This is a genomic window from Microcoleus sp. M2_D5 (assembly GCF_036701935.1).
GTDB lineage: Bacteria > Cyanobacteriota > Cyanobacteriia > Cyanobacteriales > Microcoleaceae > Microcoleus.
This window is the reverse complement of the sequence record NZ_JAUBRP010000038.1, coordinates 36,889-56,067: the sequence shown is the minus strand read 5'-3', so window position 1 is coordinate 56,067 and position 19,179 is coordinate 36,889. Positions and strand designations below refer to the sequence as shown.

At 45.2% G+C, this 19,179-nt stretch carries 12 protein-coding genes; 6 read left to right on the top strand and 6 right to left on the bottom strand.

Annotated features, from left to right (window positions below):
* Nucleotides 1-23 precede the first annotated feature (23 nt).
* Complete coding sequence (locus QUA50_RS17195; protein ID WP_333265201.1) at nucleotides 24-4,115, top strand: tetratricopeptide repeat protein; 4,092 nt, start codon at nucleotides 24-26, stop codon at nucleotides 4,113-4,115.
* Nucleotides 4,108-6,219 carry a tetratricopeptide repeat protein gene (locus QUA50_RS17190; RefSeq protein WP_333433660.1) on the top strand — a complete coding sequence of 704 codons (2,112 nt, stop codon included), beginning with the start codon at nucleotides 4,108-4,110 and terminating at the stop codon, nucleotides 6,217-6,219. Before QUA50_RS17195 ends, QUA50_RS17190 begins: the two co-directional genes overlap by 8 nt.
* A gap of 576 nt (nucleotides 6,220-6,795) precedes the next feature.
* Here the strand turns inward: QUA50_RS17190 and lpdA are convergent.
* Nucleotides 6,796-8,232, bottom strand: coding sequence for a dihydrolipoyl dehydrogenase (gene lpdA / locus QUA50_RS17185; RefSeq protein ID WP_333265204.1), 1,437 nt, complete (start codon nucleotides 8,230-8,232; stop codon nucleotides 6,796-6,798).
* Between the two features lie 439 nt (nucleotides 8,233-8,671).
* On the opposite strand from lpdA, the gene QUA50_RS17180 reads away from it, so the two are divergent.
* Nucleotides 8,672-8,950, top strand: a complete 279-nt coding sequence (locus QUA50_RS17180) for a hypothetical protein (protein WP_333209194.1) — start codon at nucleotides 8,672-8,674, stop codon at nucleotides 8,948-8,950.
* Between the two features lie 242 nt (nucleotides 8,951-9,192).
* On the opposite strand, the gene QUA50_RS17175 is transcribed toward QUA50_RS17180, so the two are convergent.
* The 5 genes from QUA50_RS17175 to QUA50_RS17155 form a co-directional block, all read right to left on the bottom strand.
* Entirely contained in the window at nucleotides 9,193-11,478 is a 2,286-nt protein-coding gene (locus QUA50_RS17175; protein ID WP_333265205.1) for an AAA family ATPase, read from the bottom strand.
* Nucleotides 11,479-11,700: 222 nt separating this feature from the next.
* Nucleotides 11,701-13,263, bottom strand: a complete 1,563-nt coding sequence (locus QUA50_RS17170; protein WP_333265206.1) for a polysaccharide biosynthesis/export family protein — start codon at nucleotides 13,261-13,263, stop codon at nucleotides 11,701-11,703.
* Between the two features lie 129 nt (nucleotides 13,264-13,392).
* Nucleotides 13,393-14,112 (bottom strand): cyanoexosortase B system-associated protein, encoded by a 720-nt coding sequence (locus QUA50_RS17165; protein ID WP_333299382.1) that lies wholly within the window; start codon nucleotides 14,110-14,112, stop codon nucleotides 13,393-13,395.
* On the bottom strand, nucleotides 14,112-14,987 hold the full coding sequence (gene crtB / locus QUA50_RS17160; protein ID WP_333265208.1) for a cyanoexosortase B: 876 nt from the start codon (nucleotides 14,985-14,987) through the stop codon (nucleotides 14,112-14,114). Before crtB ends, QUA50_RS17165 begins: the two co-directional genes overlap by 1 nt.
* A gap of 290 nt (nucleotides 14,988-15,277) precedes the next feature.
* A complete protein-coding gene (locus QUA50_RS17155) occupies nucleotides 15,278-16,438 on the bottom strand; it encodes a DegT/DnrJ/EryC1/StrS family aminotransferase (RefSeq protein ID WP_333265209.1) in 1,161 nt (386 codons plus the stop codon).
* Nucleotides 16,439-16,627: 189 nt separating this feature from the next.
* Between QUA50_RS17155 and QUA50_RS17150 the strand changes: the two genes are divergently transcribed.
* The 3 genes from QUA50_RS17150 (at nucleotide 16,628) to QUA50_RS17140 (ending at nucleotide 19,140) form a co-directional block, all read left to right on the top strand.
* On the top strand, nucleotides 16,628-17,665 hold the full coding sequence (locus tag QUA50_RS17150) for an NADP(H)-dependent aldo-keto reductase (protein ID WP_333265210.1): 1,038 nt from the start codon (nucleotides 16,628-16,630) through the stop codon (nucleotides 17,663-17,665).
* A gap of 165 nt (nucleotides 17,666-17,830) precedes the next feature.
* Nucleotides 17,831-18,043, top strand: coding sequence for a hypothetical protein (locus QUA50_RS17145; protein ID WP_333265211.1), 213 nt, complete (start codon nucleotides 17,831-17,833; stop codon nucleotides 18,041-18,043).
* Between the two features lie 791 nt (nucleotides 18,044-18,834).
* A complete protein-coding gene (locus QUA50_RS17140; protein ID WP_333265212.1) occupies nucleotides 18,835-19,140 on the top strand; it encodes a hypothetical protein in 306 nt (101 codons plus the stop codon).
* Nucleotides 19,141-19,179: the final 39 nt, after the last annotated feature.

The following is a 19,179-nucleotide window of genomic DNA, read 5'->3' as shown; positions in this document are numbered from 1 at the left end:
TGGTGTCTGGAGCAAGTTTAATTATGCCCTCGATTGAGAAGATGGAAAAGGCAGCGGTTGATTTGAGTCGGCAAGCAGAAGTTTATTTAGCCGATGGAAGGTTAAATGAGGCAGTTGCTGCTTGCGAGTCAGCGTTGAAAATTGAACCGAATTTGGGGGCAGCTTGCCAGACGCTGGGAAAGGTGATGCAGGTTCGAGGTGAAATCGAGCAAGCTAAGCAGTGGTATGAAGCGGCGATCGATCGCAATCCAAATTTGCCGGAAGTTTACGCTAATCTCGGCATTTTGTATTCTCAGGGGAAACAGTGGGAAAAGGCGATCGCAAATTGTCAAAAAGCGATTTCGCTAGCCCCGAATTTTGCTGCTGCTTACCGGCAGTTGGCGAGAATTTGGACGCAGTTGGAGAAGCGAGAAGAGGCTGCAGAATGTTGGTATCAAGCTTTTAATATCGATCCGAATTGGGCAACTGCTGACGAGCACGTCACTCTGGGAAATAGTTTAGTTGAATTGGCAAAGTTCGATCGCGCTATTGAATGTTATTCGCGGGCAATTAAGTTAAACCCGCAACTGGCAACAGCTTATCACAATTTGGGAGAAATGTTGGTTGGTCAGAAGCGGTGGGATGAGGCGATCGCCAATTACCGACAAGCGATTGCCATCAATCCAAATTCGTTTGAATCTTACCACAGTTTGGGTAAAACTTGGGCGGAGCGAGGAGAATTCGATCGGGCGATCGCCTGTTACAACAAAAGCCTCGAACTCAATCCAAAATACGCTCGTGCTTACGTGGGTTTAGGTAATGTTTTCGCGCAAAAACGCGACTTTGATGCAGCCATTAAATGTTACCGCCAGACTCTGGAAATTAATGATAATTCCTACTGGGCATACAATTGCTTAGGGGACGCTTTGGCTCAAAAACAACTGTGGCCCGAAGCTATTAGTTGCTACCGCAAAGCTATTGCAATAAATCCAAATATTCCTTGGTTTTATGTCAATTTGGGAATTGCTTTAACCTGCGAACAATTCTGGGATGAAGCTGTTAGCGCTTACCTGCACGCGGTTCAGATTGAGCCGAATTTGACGGGAATCAATCAGCGGTTGGGATATGTTTTGCGGAAGCGCAGCGAATCGGGTTTAGACAGCACAATCGAAACTTATTGTCAAGGTATCGAGGTACTTGCCAGCGGGAAAACTTACCACAAATTGCTGGGAATTGAGTTAGATGGAGCGGAATTTTATATAAATTTAGGCAATAGTTTAGCGAAACAGAAGCAGTTGGAAGGTGCGATCGTATTTTATAGCATGGCAGTGCAAATTGAACCCAATGCTGCGGAAGTTGTCGCCCAACTGGATGATGTTCGGGCGAAACAACAGGAGTTATACGCACAAATTGCCACTTACCGTCGCCAAATTGATCTCGATCCGAGCAATTCTAAAGCTTACAACGATTTAGGAAATATTTTACCGCAATTAGGGGAATTAGAAGAAGCAATTATTTGCCACCAAAAAGCGGGGGAATTGAGGGGTTGGGCTGAGTGTGCGGCGAAAGATTATCAATTTACCCAAGATTGGTTTACCCACAATATTCCTATTTGGAAACGGCATTTGCAGGAATTTACCGGAATTTCGGATTTTCAAGTTGTGGAAATCGGCAGTTTTCAGGGAATGTCGGCTTGCTGGCTGCTGGATAATATTTTAACTCATCCGACGGCAAAGATTACTTGTATTGATTTGTTCTTTCAACAACATTTTAAGGGCAATATTGTTAAAACGGGAGCAGCCGAGAAGGTAATTGAATTAGAAGGTTACTCTCAAGATTTGTTAGTGAATTTGGCTTCGGAATATTACGATGTTGCTTACGTTGACGGCTGTCACAAACCCACCAGTGCTCTGCAAGATGCGATTTTATCTTGGAGGTTGGTGAAAGTTGGGGGATTGATGATTTTTGACGATTACGAGTTCACTTTTCCCGACAGCCCGGAGCAAGATACTAAAATCGGGATCGATGTTTTTTTGGAGATGTTTGGCAGTCAGTTAGAAGTAGTACACAAAGGCTATCAACTGATTGTCAAAAAAATCGGCAATCAAAGTTTGGGCGAAGAGCAAACTCTGTTGTCTCTGGGGTGGGAAAAGTTGGGAGATATTGCGGCAAATTCCGGTTATTTGGATGAGGCGATCGCCCGCTATCAAACAGCTATTAAAATTAAGTCAGGCAACTACTTAACTTACCACAAGTTGGGTAAGACTCTCCAAGATAAAGAAATGTTTGACGAAGCTCGGGCCGCTTACCAACGGGCGATCGCACTAAACCCTAATTTTAGTTGGGCTTACCACTTTTTGGGAGAAACTTTGCAGGCGATTGAGGAACACGACGACGCCGCTGCTGTTTACCGCAAAGCTATTGAGTTAAATCCCGATTTTTGTTGGACTTACAACAATTTAGGCGATGTACTGATGGAGCTTTCTGAGTGGGAGGAAGCTGCTGTTGCTTACCGCAAGTTAGTTGAACTAAATCCCGATTTTTGTTGGTCTTACGATAGATTAGGTAAGGCTTTGGTTGCACTGGAAAATTGGGAAGAAGCTGCGGCGGCTTACCGCAAAGCTATTGAATTAAATCCCGATGATTGTTGGCTGTACAATAGTTTGGGGGAAGTTCTGGAATTACAAGAAAATTGGCCTGAAGCAGCAGCGGCTTTTGGTAGTGCTATTGATCTAGAATCTGAGCATAGTTGGCTGTACAAAAAGTTGGGTGATGCACTGCGGAATCAAGGGGAATTGGAAAGGGCGATCGCCATTTATGAAAAAGGTATCAATCTCGACCCAAAATCCTGTTGGTGTTACGAAGGATTGGGTTTGAGTTTAATTGTCAAACAGCAGTGGGAACCTGCGATCGCTAATTTAGTTCAAGCACTGCAAATTAAACCCGATTTGTTTGAAGCTTACGATAATATAGGTTATGCTCTGGAACAACAAGGAGAAGTCGATGAGAGCGATCGGGCAAAATGCAGCAATCAAAATTTACCCTTAAGTATTCTCAAAAAATACTGCGGGTTTACAGAAGATTTGACCGTTGCTGCAGAATCCAATCAGCACCTCACCTGCATTGACATCCATCCTGCGAGTCACATCAATTTATCTGATTCCAAAACAATCGACAGCAGCCGCAGATTTTGGGAACATCAAAGTCATTCCAGAAAAGCTTTTGTTGCCGTATTGCCAAACGGACGAGCTTGGGCAGATGTTGTGACTACCGCCGTGATAACTTCAGAAAATAAACTTGTTGCTGATATTTCAATGGGTTGTGCTGAATTGGTAATCACTTCCGACAAATTGCCTCCCGCTGAACACGTCGATGGAAATGTGGCTTTTTTATCGGCTCGCTGGGGTGGAGCCGCTTATTTTCATTGGATGTTTGATGTGATTACGCGATTTGACCTTTTACAGCGCAGCGGATTGATAGAAACTATAGATAAGTTTGTTGTCAATGCCTCGGATTCTTCCTATCAAGCAGGAACTTTAGAGAATTTAGGAATTCCTCAAGATAAAATTTTAGAAAGTCGCTGCCATTTACACATTACCGCCGATAAATTAATAGTTCCGTCAATATCATATGACGAATCTGGGGCGGTTTCTAAATGGAAGTGTGAATATCTCAAACAGACCTTTTTAAAGGAACAACAGCCTCGCAATACAGAATATTCAGAGCGAATTTATATCAGCCGCCAAAAAGCATCCTATCGGCGAATTGTTAACGAAGAAGAAGTAATTAAATACTTAGAAAAATTTGGGTTTCGCAGTGTAAAGCTGGAAACGATGTCGGTAGCGGAACAAGCAGCGTGTTTGGCTGCTGCTCAAGTGGTTGTCGCACCTCACGGAGGGGGGTTGACTAATCTAGTTTTTTGCAGTCCGGGAACTAAGGTAATTGAGATTTTTTCTCCTCTTTATGTTCCGCATTGTTATTGGATGATTAGCAATTTGTGCGGTTTGGAACATTACTATTTACTGGGCGATTTGGTTGATGATGGAACTCCGACAAAAGCTTTACATAAAGATATGCGGTTGGATTTGAACTCGCTGGAAAAATTAATAGCTGTTGCAGGAGTTTTGCATGGATAATGACTACCACAATTTGGGAAGTTTCCTGCAAGAAAGCGGTCGGTTTGATGAGGCTGTTGCTGCTTACAAACAAGCTATTGAATTAAATCCAGATTTTTCGTGGTCTTATCACTGTTTGGGCGATATTTTGCTGAAACTTGAAAAATGGGAGGAAGCTGTTGCTGCTTACAAAAAAGCGGTTGAGTTAAATCCTGGTTTTTCTTGGTCATATCACAATTTGGGCGATGCTTTGCTGAAACTTCGGCGATGGGAAGAGGCTGCTGCTGCTTACCGCTGCGAGATTGCACTCAACTCTGATTTTGCGTGGTCTTTTTGCAATTTAGGCGACGCTTTAACTCAACTTAAGTATTGGGATGAAGCTATTGCGGCGTATTTAAAAGCTATTGAAATTGACGGAAATTTGCCGGTAATTTACGAGAAGTTGGGATACGCTCTCGGACAAACAGAGTCGGATTTAAACTTAGTGTTAGAACAATCTCAATTGGAAATTACACCGGAAAATTGGCAGTTTTATTTGCAGTTAGGAAAGAATTTAGCCAAGTACGATCGCCCAAAAAGCGCAATTATTTTTTACCAAGCTCTCTTGACAGCTTTGCCTAATTATGGTAATGTTTCAGCTAAATTAGAGGAGTTGTTGCAGCAGCAAGAAAAGTGCAATAGCGCATTAGCCTCCTCTCGCGCAACTGTCGCCCAAAAACCAGATGATTGCTGGTCTTATTACAATTTAGGTGCTGTTTTGACCCACCAAAAATATTGGGAGGAAGCGGCGGCGGCATTTTTCCAAGCAATAAAAATAAATCCCGATCTTCCTTGGTGGTTTTATTACAATTTGTGGGAAGTTTTTGTTAGGCAAAACAAGCTGGATGAAGTTGAGAACTTGTGCCGCGAAGTGGTTGCAGCTAAGCCGGAGGCTTTTTGGCCTTATCTGAATTTGGGGGAAGTTTTGACTAGGAAAGGTAAAATTGCCGAGGCGATTGATTTTTATCGAACTGTCAGTTATAAACAAAGTTTTGCATCTCTTATCAGTAAGAGAACAGGCAAGATGCCTGTTCCACAACAAGAGACAGGCAAGATGCCTGTTCCACAACAAGAGACAGGCAAGATGCCTGTTCCACAACAAGATACAGGCAAGATGCCTGTTCCACAACAAGATACAGGCAAGATGCCTGTTCCACAACAAGATACAGGCAAGATGCCTGTTCCACAAGCAGATACAGGCAAGATGCCTGTTCCACAAGCAGATACAGGCAAGATGCCTGTTCCACAACAAGAGACAGGCAAGATGCCTGTTCCACAAGCAGATACAGGCAAGATGCCTGTTCCACAAGCAGATACAGGCAAGATGCCTGTTCCACAAAATTGGAACTTAAAACCAGTCAAAGTTCCTAACTTTATAATTATTGGTTCTCAGCGGTGCGGCACGACTTCTCTGTATACTTATTTAGCTCAACACCCGCAAATTTTGACTCCGATTAAAAAGGAGATGGATTTTTTTTCGTGGCACTTTGACAGAGGGATTGATTGGTATTTGGCCCATTTTCCGCCCATGCCAGCCGGAGAGCAATTTGTAACTGGTGAAGCAAGTCCGAGCTATTTTGACTGCCGGGAAGCACCGGAACGCCTCTACAGCCTGTTTCCAGAGGCTAAGCTGATTGTACTTTTGCGAAATCCGGTCGATCGGGCGATTTCTCAATTTTACCGCTTGACTGCCTTAAATTGGGAAGCGCGATCGCTCGATCGGGCAATTAGCGATGAAATTGAACGGTTGAATCAAAATCCAGAATACATCATCGGCGAGGAACCGGGGAATTATTTAGCTCGCGGTAGGTACATAGAATTTATCAAAAACTGGCGGACTTTCTTTCCCCAAGAACAGTTGTTAATTTTGAAAAGCGAAGATTTTTATGCAGGTGCGGCGACAACCGTCAAGCAAGTTTTAGAATTCTTAGATTTGCCTGAATATCAATTGTCTGAATACCAAAATGCTAATCCCGGTTCTTACCAGCCGATCGTTCGATCGGTTCGCGACAGGTTGAGCGATTATTTCCGACCTTACAATCAGGAATTAGAGCAATATTTTGGGAGGCCGTTTGATTGGGAATAAACTTGACCTAAAATTAGCTTCTTTGTTACTTAGGATCGCGAATTAAATAACTTACAATTTTAATTGTTATTGTGGTATGGGCGTCCCGCCCGTCCACTCATGACGGGCTATAAGAGCCCATCCCACTTTCTAGAGTGGAAGTTATTTAATTCTCATTCCTTACTATGCTAAATCAATAGTTAAATCAGTAAAATCAATTGAACAAATATGTCAAAATGCCAATCAAGTCCTTCTCAGGCTTGACATTTAAGCGAGTTTGATTGCTAACTATAAGTAGTCACTCTTAGTTTGGGGAGCGAATTATAGTCATCACCACAAAAAATGTACTAAAGTTCTAACAGAGCTTCTGAATATACAAGGAATTAAAGAATTAAAGCCCAAACCCTACTCCCCACAAAAAAACTTACTCTTTGTGCAACAGGCCGGAAAGCCTGTTAAGCGAGCATACTAAAAGATGCAATTGCGAACACTTTCATCTCGTTTAACTTGCTCTACCACCGCCATAGAACAGAATACTTAAATCCCCGACTTCTTCAAGAAGCCGGGGATTTAAAACAATAAAAGTGCCCCGACAAATTAATGACTACCCGCTCCAGCCGCCCGTTTAAACGCCTCATCAAGCACTTCCGAAAGCGTCGGGTGAGTGTGAACTCGGAATGCTAAAGTATTAACAGAATCGCGCTGGGCGATCGCATTTGCCGCTTCCTGAATCAAATCCGCAGCGTGCAAACCGAAAATGTGAACTCCCAACAACTCCCCAGTATCTTTCCGGTAAATCACCTTAGCCATACCGTCAGTTTCACCCTCCGCAATAGCCTTAGAATTTCCCTTAAAATAACTCTTGACAGAACCGACCTCAAAGCCTTCAGTTTTTCCTAACTCTTTGGCCGCAGGTTCAGTCATCCCCACATAGCTAATTTCCGGGTGAGTAAATGCCGCAGCCGGGATACTCAAATAGTCAACTTCACGCGCACGATCGCAAATATTTTCCACCGCCGCAATTCCCTGAGCAGACGCAGAATGCGCTAACATCATCTTGCCGTTAACATCGCCGATAGCCCACAAATTTTGCACCGGTTCTCCCGCCGCCAAAACCTGCATCTTATCATTAACTGGGATATAACCGCGCATCGTTTCCACCCCAACAGTTTCTAACCCCAAATTCTTGCTCACCGGAACCCGACCAGTTGCCACCAAACAAGCATCAACTTCCAAAACTTCGACAACTTCCTTAGTTTTGAAATCAGCTAATTCAATAATTACCGGCGAACCAGGAGTAATCTTCTTCGCCAAAACACCCACTTTTGTTTCAATATCGCGGGGTGCAATTAACACTCGTTCTGCCAACTTAGCAATATCCGGGTCAAAAGTCGGCATCAATTGGTCTAGAGCTTCAATCATCGTAATTTCGCAGCCTAGGGCCGTGTAAATATCCGAAAACTCCAAACCGATATAGCCGCTACCAATAATTGCAATCCACTTTGGCAGCGATTCCAACCTGACAGCATCATCGCTGGTAAATACAGTTTTGCCGTCAATTTCTATCCCAGGGGGGACGAAGGGAATCGAACCGGGAGCGAGAATAATATCCTTGGCGGTAATAGTTTTCTCGCCTTTATCGGTTTCGACGGTAATTTTTTGAGCACTGGCAATTTTGCCCCAACCTTGGATGACATCGACGTTCAAACGTTTGAGGCTGTTAGTCAAGTCGCCGCGAAGTTTGCTAACAATAGTATTAGCGTGATTGGCGATCGCCCCGCGATCGAAATCCACACTGCCCAATTGAATACCCAAAGTCTTTAGGTGGTGGGCATTCCGCAAATCTCGCACCCGCCCGGAAGCCGCCAACAGCGCCTTAGAGGGAATGCAGCCGCGGTTGACGCAAGTCCCCCCCATGTCCCCTGCTTCGATAATTGCCACTTTCAGCCCGCAGCTAACCGCGTGTATGGCCGCCCCGTGTCCGCCCACGCCAGCGCCGATAATTGCTAAATCGTAATCAAATCCCTGAGTCACCTTAAAATCTCCTAATGCCTTTAAAATCTTAGGACTCAAGCAAAAAACACCGTATTTCCGTCCTTTCGAGGTGGCGCGTTGCCATCGCAACCCTTGAACAGCGGTAATAGTTGCATAAGTCCTGTCTCCTTATTCTCGACTAGACTAGGGTTAATTAGACAACGAAAGAGCCCTAACTGAGATTTTTTCAGGGTCAATGATTTTGAGCTGGGTTTGCACCAAGTCTCAAATCACTCAGTAAGCGGGTGTAGAGTTAAATATAGTTTGAAGGCTGACAAGGCCCGCTGCCGGTTTTATAAGGGGCAGCAAATTCAGCAGCAGGCATTCCACCGTCCGGTTAAATGGTGTCCGCTTGCTTGTTTTAGTCGGGTTTTCATGTCTGCACGCCCTGGGGGCGGGCAGAGTTGGTTGGCAACTTTTAGAGTCTATGGAGTGGCTTATGACGGATGACGACGACCAGAAAGATTTACGCCGGGCCTCGGCTCAATCATTTTTTGAGTCCCTGGATGAATTGTTCGATTCTATAGAATCGAACAGCACGCAAGCTGCACAACCGAAATCTCCACCGCCTCCGGCTAAACCTTCGAGTCAGTCTTCGAGTTTGCCGAAGAAGACTAGACCTGCGAAAATTAATTTGTCGGATTTTGAAGATGCGATCGCCGATTTGGAACAGTTTATCCAGAGTAAACACTCCAAACGCCCGGAATCCAATCAATAGTGCTATGATACATTTTCAAGTAATGACTGTTGACTGTTGACTGTTGACTGTTGACAAGCGAAAAATTTTAGACCAAAGTTCAGCCTCCCAGATTCATCGGTGGAGCCGAATCTAAAATCTAAAATCTAAAATCTAAAATCGACGGGCTGTTAACGGTGCTTTCGGCTTAACCTGCTTAGGTTGCACCTACAAAACATTCACATTTGCTTGAGGATGGCTTTACAATAATCAAGCCTGATAAATTATCTCAATTTACTATTAATAGCCTTGTTTTTGGGCTTTGAGTGCTGCGGTAATTGCCTCGATCGCACTTCGATCGCGCGATCGCCGATCGCACTCAAAGGCAACTCCCATTCATGAATATCAACATCATTGCGGAACTTCACCGGAATATCAGCACCGTTAATAATCGCTCCCAACAGCCGCGGCCCGGATTTATGCGACTCGTCATCCTCAGATTCCAGCAACTGATCGGCAGCCTCAGACAACATACTAGACAAAGTGTAACCAGGCCGCGCCACCAAAATCATACCGTCCGTGTACGGTTCCAGAGTCAGCGCGTCGTTGCACTCGCTCAACGCCGGAGAATCGACAACCACAAAATCAAAGCGGTTGCGAACATCCTCAAACAATCTCCGCATTTCGCTGGATTCCAGTACGGCCGAGGCTTGCCGCAAAAAGCCGGGACTCGGCACAACGTATAGGTTCTCTACCTCTGGAACCAAAAGGACGCACTCGCTAATATTGCCGTAATAGTGCAAAGGTTCCACAGTTGCCAAAGGATCGGCGGCGATTTTCAAAGATTCAACGTTAGAAGCCGATCGCAAATCTGCTTCAATTAGCAAAGTCCGTTTACCCGATCGAGCCGATGCAATTGCCAAATTGTAAGCACTAAAACTTTTCCCCTCCAAAGGCGCCGCCGAAGTCAGCAACACCACCTTCACCGGTTTATTCCCGATCCGGCGCAAATTAGTACGCAACCGCTCGTAAAATTCCAAATAGGGAGAATTTGCCTCCAGGGCCAGAGGCATTATTTCATCGCCGTAGGAATCAAACACCGTCACTTCAGGCAAAACTGCCAGTATCGGCACCTCTTTTTCCGCCAAAGCCGCCCGCACTTCTTCCCAACTGTAAAACTTGCCGTTGAGCATCCCCAACAAAAATATCAACCCCCCGCCCAGCAGCAATCCCACAAATCCGCCCACCGCCAGCATCACGGGCAAACCTCTCTTGTTTGACTCAACGTCATCAGTTTGTGGCAATTGGGCGATTCTCAAACTCCCCGTTGTCTCAGCTACCGCCGCCTCAGCATCTACCAAAGCCGACTGCATCTTGTCGTAGAGAGCTTTTTTGAACGCCACTTGCTGGGCTAACCGCGCTTGTTCTAACTGCTTGTTGGGGATTGTCGCGTGTTCCCGACGCAATAGCTGTTCAGTTTTCTCGATTCCTTGGAGTTGCTGTTGCACCGCATCCCGCTGCGTTTGCAAAGCAATCAAAGTTTGGGCTAACTGCTGTCTGGCCGGATCTAAAGAAGAGTCTACCCGAATTCGATCGGCACTTCTGAGCGGAGCCGCCACCCCGTTACCGCCTAGTACCTCAGATTGCCGCTGCTGCAACTGCTGCTCAAAAGCTTGTTTTTGTTTGACCAATTCTACAATTTTCGGGTGTTCCTCCTGCAAGTCGCTGCGGAGAATTTTGAGTTGAGATTCGATCGAAAACAATTGCACTCGCAGTTGGGCAATAATTGGATCGGCAGAGAGTGCTTGAGCGACGTAAGCTTGCTCCACATTCAATCCCAAGCGCTCCTGCAAACTGTTCATTTGAGCTTCAATTCCTCCCAACTGCACGCGGAGTTGCCGCTGCTGCTGTTGGCTGCTGGTAATCGCTTGCGGCAGAGCACCGCTCTGAGCTGCTAAAATTGAAGTTCCTTCTCGTTTTTCGTAGGATTCAAGTTTTGCTTCCGCCTCTCTAAGTTCCTGAGTTACTGTCGGCAAACGCTTGTTAATTTGGGCGATCGTCTCACGCAGTCTAGAAGTATTAAGAGTTTCGCTGCGAGCCACCATTTGGTACATCAGCGTCTCTACTACCTTTACTGCTCTTTGGCGATCGGCATTTTTGTACAATACTTGAATCAAAGCGCTGGGGTCATTATTCTTACTTGGCATCTTTATCTGCACGTCTTTTCCCAGCTTCTTAGCCAAAGCTTGTATTTTTTCTTTCGCTTCTTCTTTGTTTAATTTTTCTTCGGGTTTTATGAGTTTTTCGGCTGCTGGTTCGACCACCCTTGTATCCAGTAGCATATCTTTACTTATTTCTTGTCCTTCCTGTTGAATTTTAGTAGTAGTCGATGAAAAAATCACGCTCGGCCTGTCGTATGCCAGCGTACCTATTGCAACGTAAACTGGCGCCGCCTTTGGCTGCACGGCCACTACTCCCGACACGCCAACAGTCACCGCAAGAGTAGCGAGTCCCACCCACTTGTATTGGTCGAAAGCAATTAAATAACGTTTGACAACTGATAAAGTCATGACAATTTTAGATTTTAGATTTTAGATTTTAGATTTTAGATTTTAGATTTTAGATTTTAGATTTTAGATTGCTAATTCTTAACGATAACTAATGACTGCTGAGTAATTCTAGAAACCCCCCAAAAACCTTATAACTTTCGGTCTGCGAGCTAAACCCATATCGCCTAAGTCATTCCCCATCTAAAATCTAAAATCTAAAATCTAAAATCTAAAATGGTATGACTACCTCTCATTACGTGACGGGCCGAACAAATCTGTTACCCCATTTCTCAACTGCTCAAAGAACAGAATAAATCCCAAAGTATCCCGGAATGGTCGAGTAAAAGTATTGATTACATAACCAATGCGCTCTACCAAATTCCTACCAATCACAATCACATCATTATCTTCGAGCATCGGGTTCTGAGAAACATTGCCCTCCAAAGCAGCTTTAGCATCTATCGAACGGTTGATTGCTCTACCTTGCTTTTCGTCGAACCGAATCAGGGCTATTTTCCGCAAGTTAGCAAGATTAACAGGCAAGTTGTTGAGAGCATCCAAAAACCTGCTGCCATTTTCTACGTAGAACGAGGTCAAACCACCACTAGCGTAACTCAAAACTCGAACGTAGATCCTGGGTTTAATCAGGGTAGACCGCGAAACCAGAGCTTTGTCGTAGTCTAGGTTTTTGGTACTAGCGTCCAATTCCGGGATGACAATCACATCTCCCGATGCCAAAGGAAAATCGAACAAATCGTTAGCCTTTGCTAGGGGAGTGTAGAGGTCGATTGGTTCCTCCACCGAGGAGCCGTCCATCAGCGTCCGCCGCACTCGCACCTCCCGCAAATCGGCTTTTCCCGTGACTCCCCCCGCGATCGCCAAAGCAGCCGAAATTCGACCAGAACCCGCCGGAAGCGTGTAAAAACCCGGTTTGCTGACTTCTCCGGTGACAGTGATTTGGACGGGGACAGCAGCAGCAGCGAGGCTGTACCTGGATGCTAAATCTCGATCGGAGTTGCGATCGGGCGTAACCTGTTTATACGGTACGACGATCGCATCTCCATCTTCCAAACGCAAATCCGGCGGAGCAATACCAGTTTGCAGCGGCGTCAAAATATCAACAACTTGCTCCGCCACAGCACCTCCCGGCAGAGTCCGCCGCACCCGCACCGCCCGCAGTTCCGCCGTAGGATTAGTCCCAGCAGCCGCCGCCAAAGCCGCAGGAAGCTGGGGGGTTTGCAGCGGATAAAAACCCGGTCTCGCCACTTCCCCCGTCACCGTCACCACTACGGGGCGCTGAACCAGCAAAGCAGCCGAGACTTGAGGATTTTTGATAAATTGGCCAAAGCGCTCTCGGAGGCGCTGCTGCGATTCTTCGACAGTAAGACCGCGCACATTTACTGTTCCGATTAGCGGCAGTACAATTACCCCTTCAGGGCTGATTGCACCCGTAAAACCTAGCTCTGGGAAGCGCTGAACTTGAACAGAAATCTGGTCTCCCGGGCCCAAGCGGTAGGGCCGATTCCGAAAAGCTGGGTTAATATCCGGGTTTAAATTGGCAGGCGGCGGTGGCGGTGGTGGCACGAGTCGCTCGTCTCTTGGAACAACAGATTGAGCTAAAGCCGTTTCCGAAAAATATTTGCTATTAAAACCCCACAATACAGCAGAAAAAGATAGAGTCCAAGCAGTTGAATACAGACCTGCCAACTCAAAAGCGAGGCGATTTTTAATAGTGGATTTTTCCCGCATTTTCAGAGGATTTAAAAAAGTAATATTTTGAATAATGACCTGACTTGTAAGTTTCATCTAAATATAGCGACGATAAAAAACAATAAGATATTTTAGGGGCGAGTTGAATCCGGCTATTGACTAGGAAGCAGTTGATTTTGGCAAAACCCGCCCACCCCCTAGGCTGATTTATTTGCACCTACCTGCTTACTGAAACCGAAAAGTTTCTGTAATTAATTTAGCCTGGACACTTTCGGCAAGAGATTCCAGCAATGGTTGAGCTATCTTAATGTCGCCCTGCGGTTGAACGGGAAGAATGATACTGACAGCAACCCAAGAGGCGCGGCGGTTCGAGAGTCTAGCCATGCTGTCTTCCCAAAACCAGCGGCTGGTTGCTGGAGAACCCCCGTTAGGCCAAGCGTACCACTGCACGACAGCAAAAGTTTGTTGGGGAGTCCAGCTTCGGAAAAACCTCGCCTCGACATTAGGCGGCGGCTGGCCGGGTATTGGTGCTAATTTAACTGTAAACCTCAAAGTGCGATGAGAATCGGTTTGCCACCGGTGAAATCCATCGATATCTAGCCATTCTACTTGGGGCTGGTTTTTGGGGTAATTTTGAGGCAACAGCAATAAAATGGCAATTGTTTTATCCTTTTTAATTTCTTGAACTAACCATCTGTGAGTGCCAATTTGGACATTATTCTGAACGGCTATAACCTGCCACCCAGGAATTTTTATCCCGTTTTGGCGCACACTTCTTAATTGCTTGAGGTTGGCAAGGGTTGGCGGGTTTGTCCAAGGCCACCTTCCCGTCGCGTAGCCCGGAATTGCTACTGCCCCAACTAATACCAGCAAAAACACCAGTACCATAATTTTAGATAATTGATACCGACGCAGGAGTTTCTGTGCAGAAATCATCTGTTTCATTAATTGCCAGACTGAGTTGGGAAATACTTTTCCATCCCGTTGAGGATAAGTACCAATAATCCTAGTATACAAGCAGAATACAAATCTCCCCCCCATCCGGCGTGCAGCCAAGTAAAAAGCGCCTCTCTGTCGGTTCCGTGAAAGTAAGTTAGCAAAGTATTGCGAAAAATGTTGGAAGTGATGCTAATAATGGATGTACTCACTAAAAACAAAAGGCTTTTTTTGCGAGAGTTCCAAACTCCCGTCCAATCCAGCAGAATTAAGCTGACATAAAGACTGGTAAACAGCATTTTTAAGCCGGCACAGTGCGGAGCAACTTCTACAATGCGCTCGTTTACGTACAGATAAATTTCTTCCACTCTCACGTTGATGCCAATTTTAATTAATATCCAGCCTGATGTTTCAGCAATGAGTTGCTGCAAGGGCAAGGCGTAGGGTTCTATGAGGTAAGGAATGTGGTTTGGCGAGGCCAGAAATACGAATAAAAGCGGCATCGCCTGCAATTTCAAGCCGGGAATTCCTTTTAAAGATAAGCAAATGCTGGCAAGCATTGCGGGCAGGGATAAATTTACTAAATCGCTCAAGCGACTCAGATAAAAAAGGGTGGCTAGTACCAGCAAAAAGCCTCCCAAAGGATGCGGTGAGTTGGGCAAGCTGCGCCAGGATTTTCGGTTCATCCAAGCAATATAAGCTGCGTAGGGCAAACCAATTAGTCCGTGGCTGAAATATTCGTGTTCGAGGCTGATGCTTTTGTTCAACCAGCCGTCGTACCAGTGTACTAGCAGGGGTGCGTACAGCAGCACTAGGAGTACCGTGATACCTTCCTCCAGGAGGTATCGCTTGAAAACAATGCGAATTTTGCGCTGGATGTGCATGGTGTGAGAAGTTTTAAGATTGCCGCGCTGGATTCGCAACGCTTTGGGGTTTTTAACTGTCAGTTAAAGATTTGTTAATTCCCGACATCAGACATCAATATCAATAAAGGACTCTCGCGCAGGGTGGGGGCGGGTTTATTTAACCTGTCTGCACCATGAGAAAGCTATTGGTGAACGCGCCCCTACGGGTTTTTGATATGGGTGCCTGATGCGAGTTAATTCCGAACTTAAATGCTTTTATAACTGCACTCTACTGCTGGAAACAGGTTGAGCATAAGTTTTACGAACAATTAGCAATTCAATGATAGTACGATCGCCCGAACAACTTGCTCGATCTGAGTATTGCTCAATCCGGGATACATTGGCAATGATAAAATTTGTTGGCACAGGGTTTCGGCGCGGGGGAAGTCGCCCCGATTGCCTAAGTTTTGGTAGGCGGGTTGCAAGTGACAAGGTAGGGGATAGTGTATACCTGTTTGAATGCCGTGTTGGGCGAGTTTTCCCTGAAGGGTGTTGCGGTCGATCCTCTTCGAGGGCTTCGCTAACGAGCTTTCCTCAGTAATTTTGATAACATAGAGGTGATAAATGTGACCGCTGCTGCTGTGGTTGGCAATGGGTACAATGCCTTTGTGTTTCAGGGGTTCTAGTAGAGTATCGTAATGTTGGGCGGCGGCGGCGCGATCGCGATTCCATTTTTCTAAATAAGGCAATTTAACATTGAGCACGGCTGCTTGCAAATTGTCGAGGCGGCTGTTGGTACCAATTTCTGTGTGCAAATATTTGCTAGGTGCTCCGTAATTGCGGAGAGTTCGCATTTTTTCTGCAATCTCTGCATCGTTAGTAATTAACATCCCGCCGTCGCCAAAAGCACCGAGGTTTTTGCTGGGATAAAAGCTGAATGCTGCTGCTTTCCCAATGGAACCCGCGCGGTATCCTTCTCTTTCGGCTAAGTGCGCTTGGGCGGCATCTTCAAATATGACTAAATTGTGGCGGTTTGCAAAATCTAAAAGCTGCCGGGGCGATACCATTTGACCGTAGAGGTGTACGGGGATAATTGCTTTAGTTTTCGAGGTAACTGCTGTTTCGGCTGCTGTGAGGTCAATCAGGGCGGTTTCCGGGTCGCAATCGACAAGAATAGGTATAGCTTTGGCTTCGAGGACGGCGATCGCGGTGGCGATAAAGGTGTTAGCGGGTATGATAATTTCGTCGCCCGGATTAATGCCGCAAGCTTGGAGTCCCAGGGCGATCGCATCAGTTCCACAAGCCACTCCTACGCCGTATTTTACTCCTGAAGCTGCTGCAAATGCTGTTTCAAATTCCGCGAGTGCTTCGCCTAAAATAAAGTCTCCTTCCTGGATAATTTTTCTAATTGCTTCTGCTATTTGGGATTGGATTGGCTGGTGTTGCAGGGAGAGGTTGACAAATGGAACTTTTGGCGGGCGACTACTCATACATCAGACGAATACGAATTATTTATATTAACATTTAAGTGCGGATATCTTTTAAAAGTTTTTAACCGCAGAGGTCGCAGAGATCGCAGAGGAAGAGAGGAGAAAGCCTCGCGCACTTTTCTGGAGTTGTCAATTAAATCAAGGTTTTTCTGTAATATAGAATCAGATATTTTTCCAGTAATCAAACTCATGGAATACAAAAAACTGGGCGACAGCGATTTATCAGTATCTGAAATCTGTTTGGGTACGATGACTTACGGCCAGCAGAACACCGTTGCAGAAGCGGCGCAACAGCTCGATTTTGCGATCGCCAAAGGCATCAACTTTATCGATACGGCAGAAATGTATCCCGTTCCTGGAAAAGCCGAAACTCAGGGAAAAACAGAGGAATATATCGGAGAATGGTTGACGAAACAGCAGCGGGATAAAGTCATTATAGCTACTAAAGTGGCGGGGAGAAGCACTCGATTGAAGTGGATTCGGGAAGGGAAAAATCAGATCGATCGCCCAAATGTCGAAAAAGCCCTGAATGACAGCCTGAAGCGCTTGCAAACTGACTACATCGACCTCTATCAGATCCACTGGCCCGATCGCTACGTGCCGCTATTTGGCGCGCCGGATTACGACATCGCCCAAGAGCACGAAACTGTACCGATTTTGGAACAGTTAGAGGTATTTGCTGATTTGATTAAAGCTGGGAAAATCCGCTATTTTGGTTTGAGTAACGAGACGCCTTGGGGAGTTTGCGAGTTTTGTGAATTGGCCCAAAAACACGGCTTGCCGAAAGTTGTTTCGATTCAGAATGCTTTCAGTTTGAGCAATCGCACATTTCACCTAAATTTAGCGGAAACTTGCCGTTTTAAGAATGTGGGATTGATGGCTTACAGTCCTTTGGGGTTTGGGCTGTTAACGGGTAAATACTTGAATGGAATTCCCGAAAATTCTAGGTTGGCTTTATTCGCTGGATTTGGTCAGCGTTACGATAAAACTAATCTGAATGATGCCGTGAAAGCCTATGTTGAGATTGCGGGGAAATACAATTTAAGTCCGGCGCAGATGGCTTTGGCGTATGTGCGATCGCGCTGGTTTGTAACTAGCACTATTATCGGTGCAACCAGTCTCGAACAGTTGAAGGAAAATATCGGTAGTTTGGAGGTGAATTTGGATCGGGAGATCGTAGCGGAAATCGATGCGGTGCACGCTAAGTATCCGAATCCGACACCGTAAGTTTATTAGTAGGTTGGGTTGAGGTAACAAAACCCAACTTACCACTTTAATATGCGAAAATTACATAGACAGAACTTACGCACTCCGCCAAAGAAACCGGGTTTTTTACTGCATTTGCGGGCTGTTACGAAGTATTAGCGCAAAAAACCCGGTTTCTGAGTTCTCATGCGTAACTCCTATTTGAGGAAGTTTGGAACTTCTGGTGGGGAAAAGCATTTTGAGTTCGATCGCACTCACGTATTAGATGTGCTGAGAGGTTTTCTTCAGGAAGTGATGCAGCTAGCTGTAGATAAGGGTTACATCACGTTGGAAGAGAAGGAGGAGTTTATTAGTCCGGCTTTTGCTAGCAGTACGGATGCTGCGGTATTGAGAAAGTAGTTTGTTTTGGTGGTGTTTTGGGCGATCGGCCTTTTTTAATATAATGACGGACAAGTTTCAATCCCTAATAAATATTTAGGTTAATCGCATTTTTTAAAGTTCCGTCCCCCATCTTGCTAAATGTATCGGTTTGTAAGGATTCAGGTATCTGAAACGTAGTCACAGAAAGACTTGTAGAATTAAAGCCTTCGCTAAATCAACAGCTTCATTCTCAATAGGTACGAAAATAAAAGCTTTCATGGTTTCTTAATAAGAATGGGTATTTGATGATTATTCAATCAAATGGTTACACCGTATAGGTTTTACTGCTTTTCACATGACCTGAATCCTTACATCGGTTTCAATCCCTAATAGAGATTTAGGTTAATTGCCACTCAAAAACGAAACCGGTTTCGCTTTTGACAGATAATAAAGCTGTTTCCATCCCTAATAGGGATTTAGGTTAATTGTGGCTATGCAGGAATTAACGCTAAATACCCGCTTTGCGGTGTCAATTCTTAATTAAGTTAATTAATACCTCCCATTCAATTAGTATCTCATTTCATATCCGGTTCCATTTTTATCTCTCGTTTTGCTTTCTTGGCAACACAGGATCAAAAAAAAAAACGATAATTTATCGGAAATTTTAATTGACTACTAGCCAGCTAATGTGCTAATAATAAATAAAGAACGTCCCTACTACTTGGAGGTGTTAGGGACGCTCTATTCAAACCATGAATTCTAGAACGGTAGCATTGAACTGCATTAAGCCGTTCTCAGGATTCTGGATGTTATTTAATTTATGCAAAACAATGATACCACAAAATCACGCGCGATCGCTACTCGAAAAGCTGCTCGATCATCCTCATGGTTGGGAGATAGCCCGTATGGTTTATGGGTCATACCCTAGTCAAGAGCTTATACTCTCGGACATTCAGCGCGATCTGCAAAAACTCAAAGACAGAGTGACTACCTTAGAACGCTTACACTCTGAGGATGAGGATCGGAAAGATAAAAACCGTGGATGGGAGTACGAGTCAGATTTCTGGGATAACAATGGTTTATCAAAAGCCGACTCCTTGGAACGCGAATATTCACCCGAAAGACTAGGAATCTGATAGAAAGTACGATCGCCCTTTCCATTCATAAAATAGGAC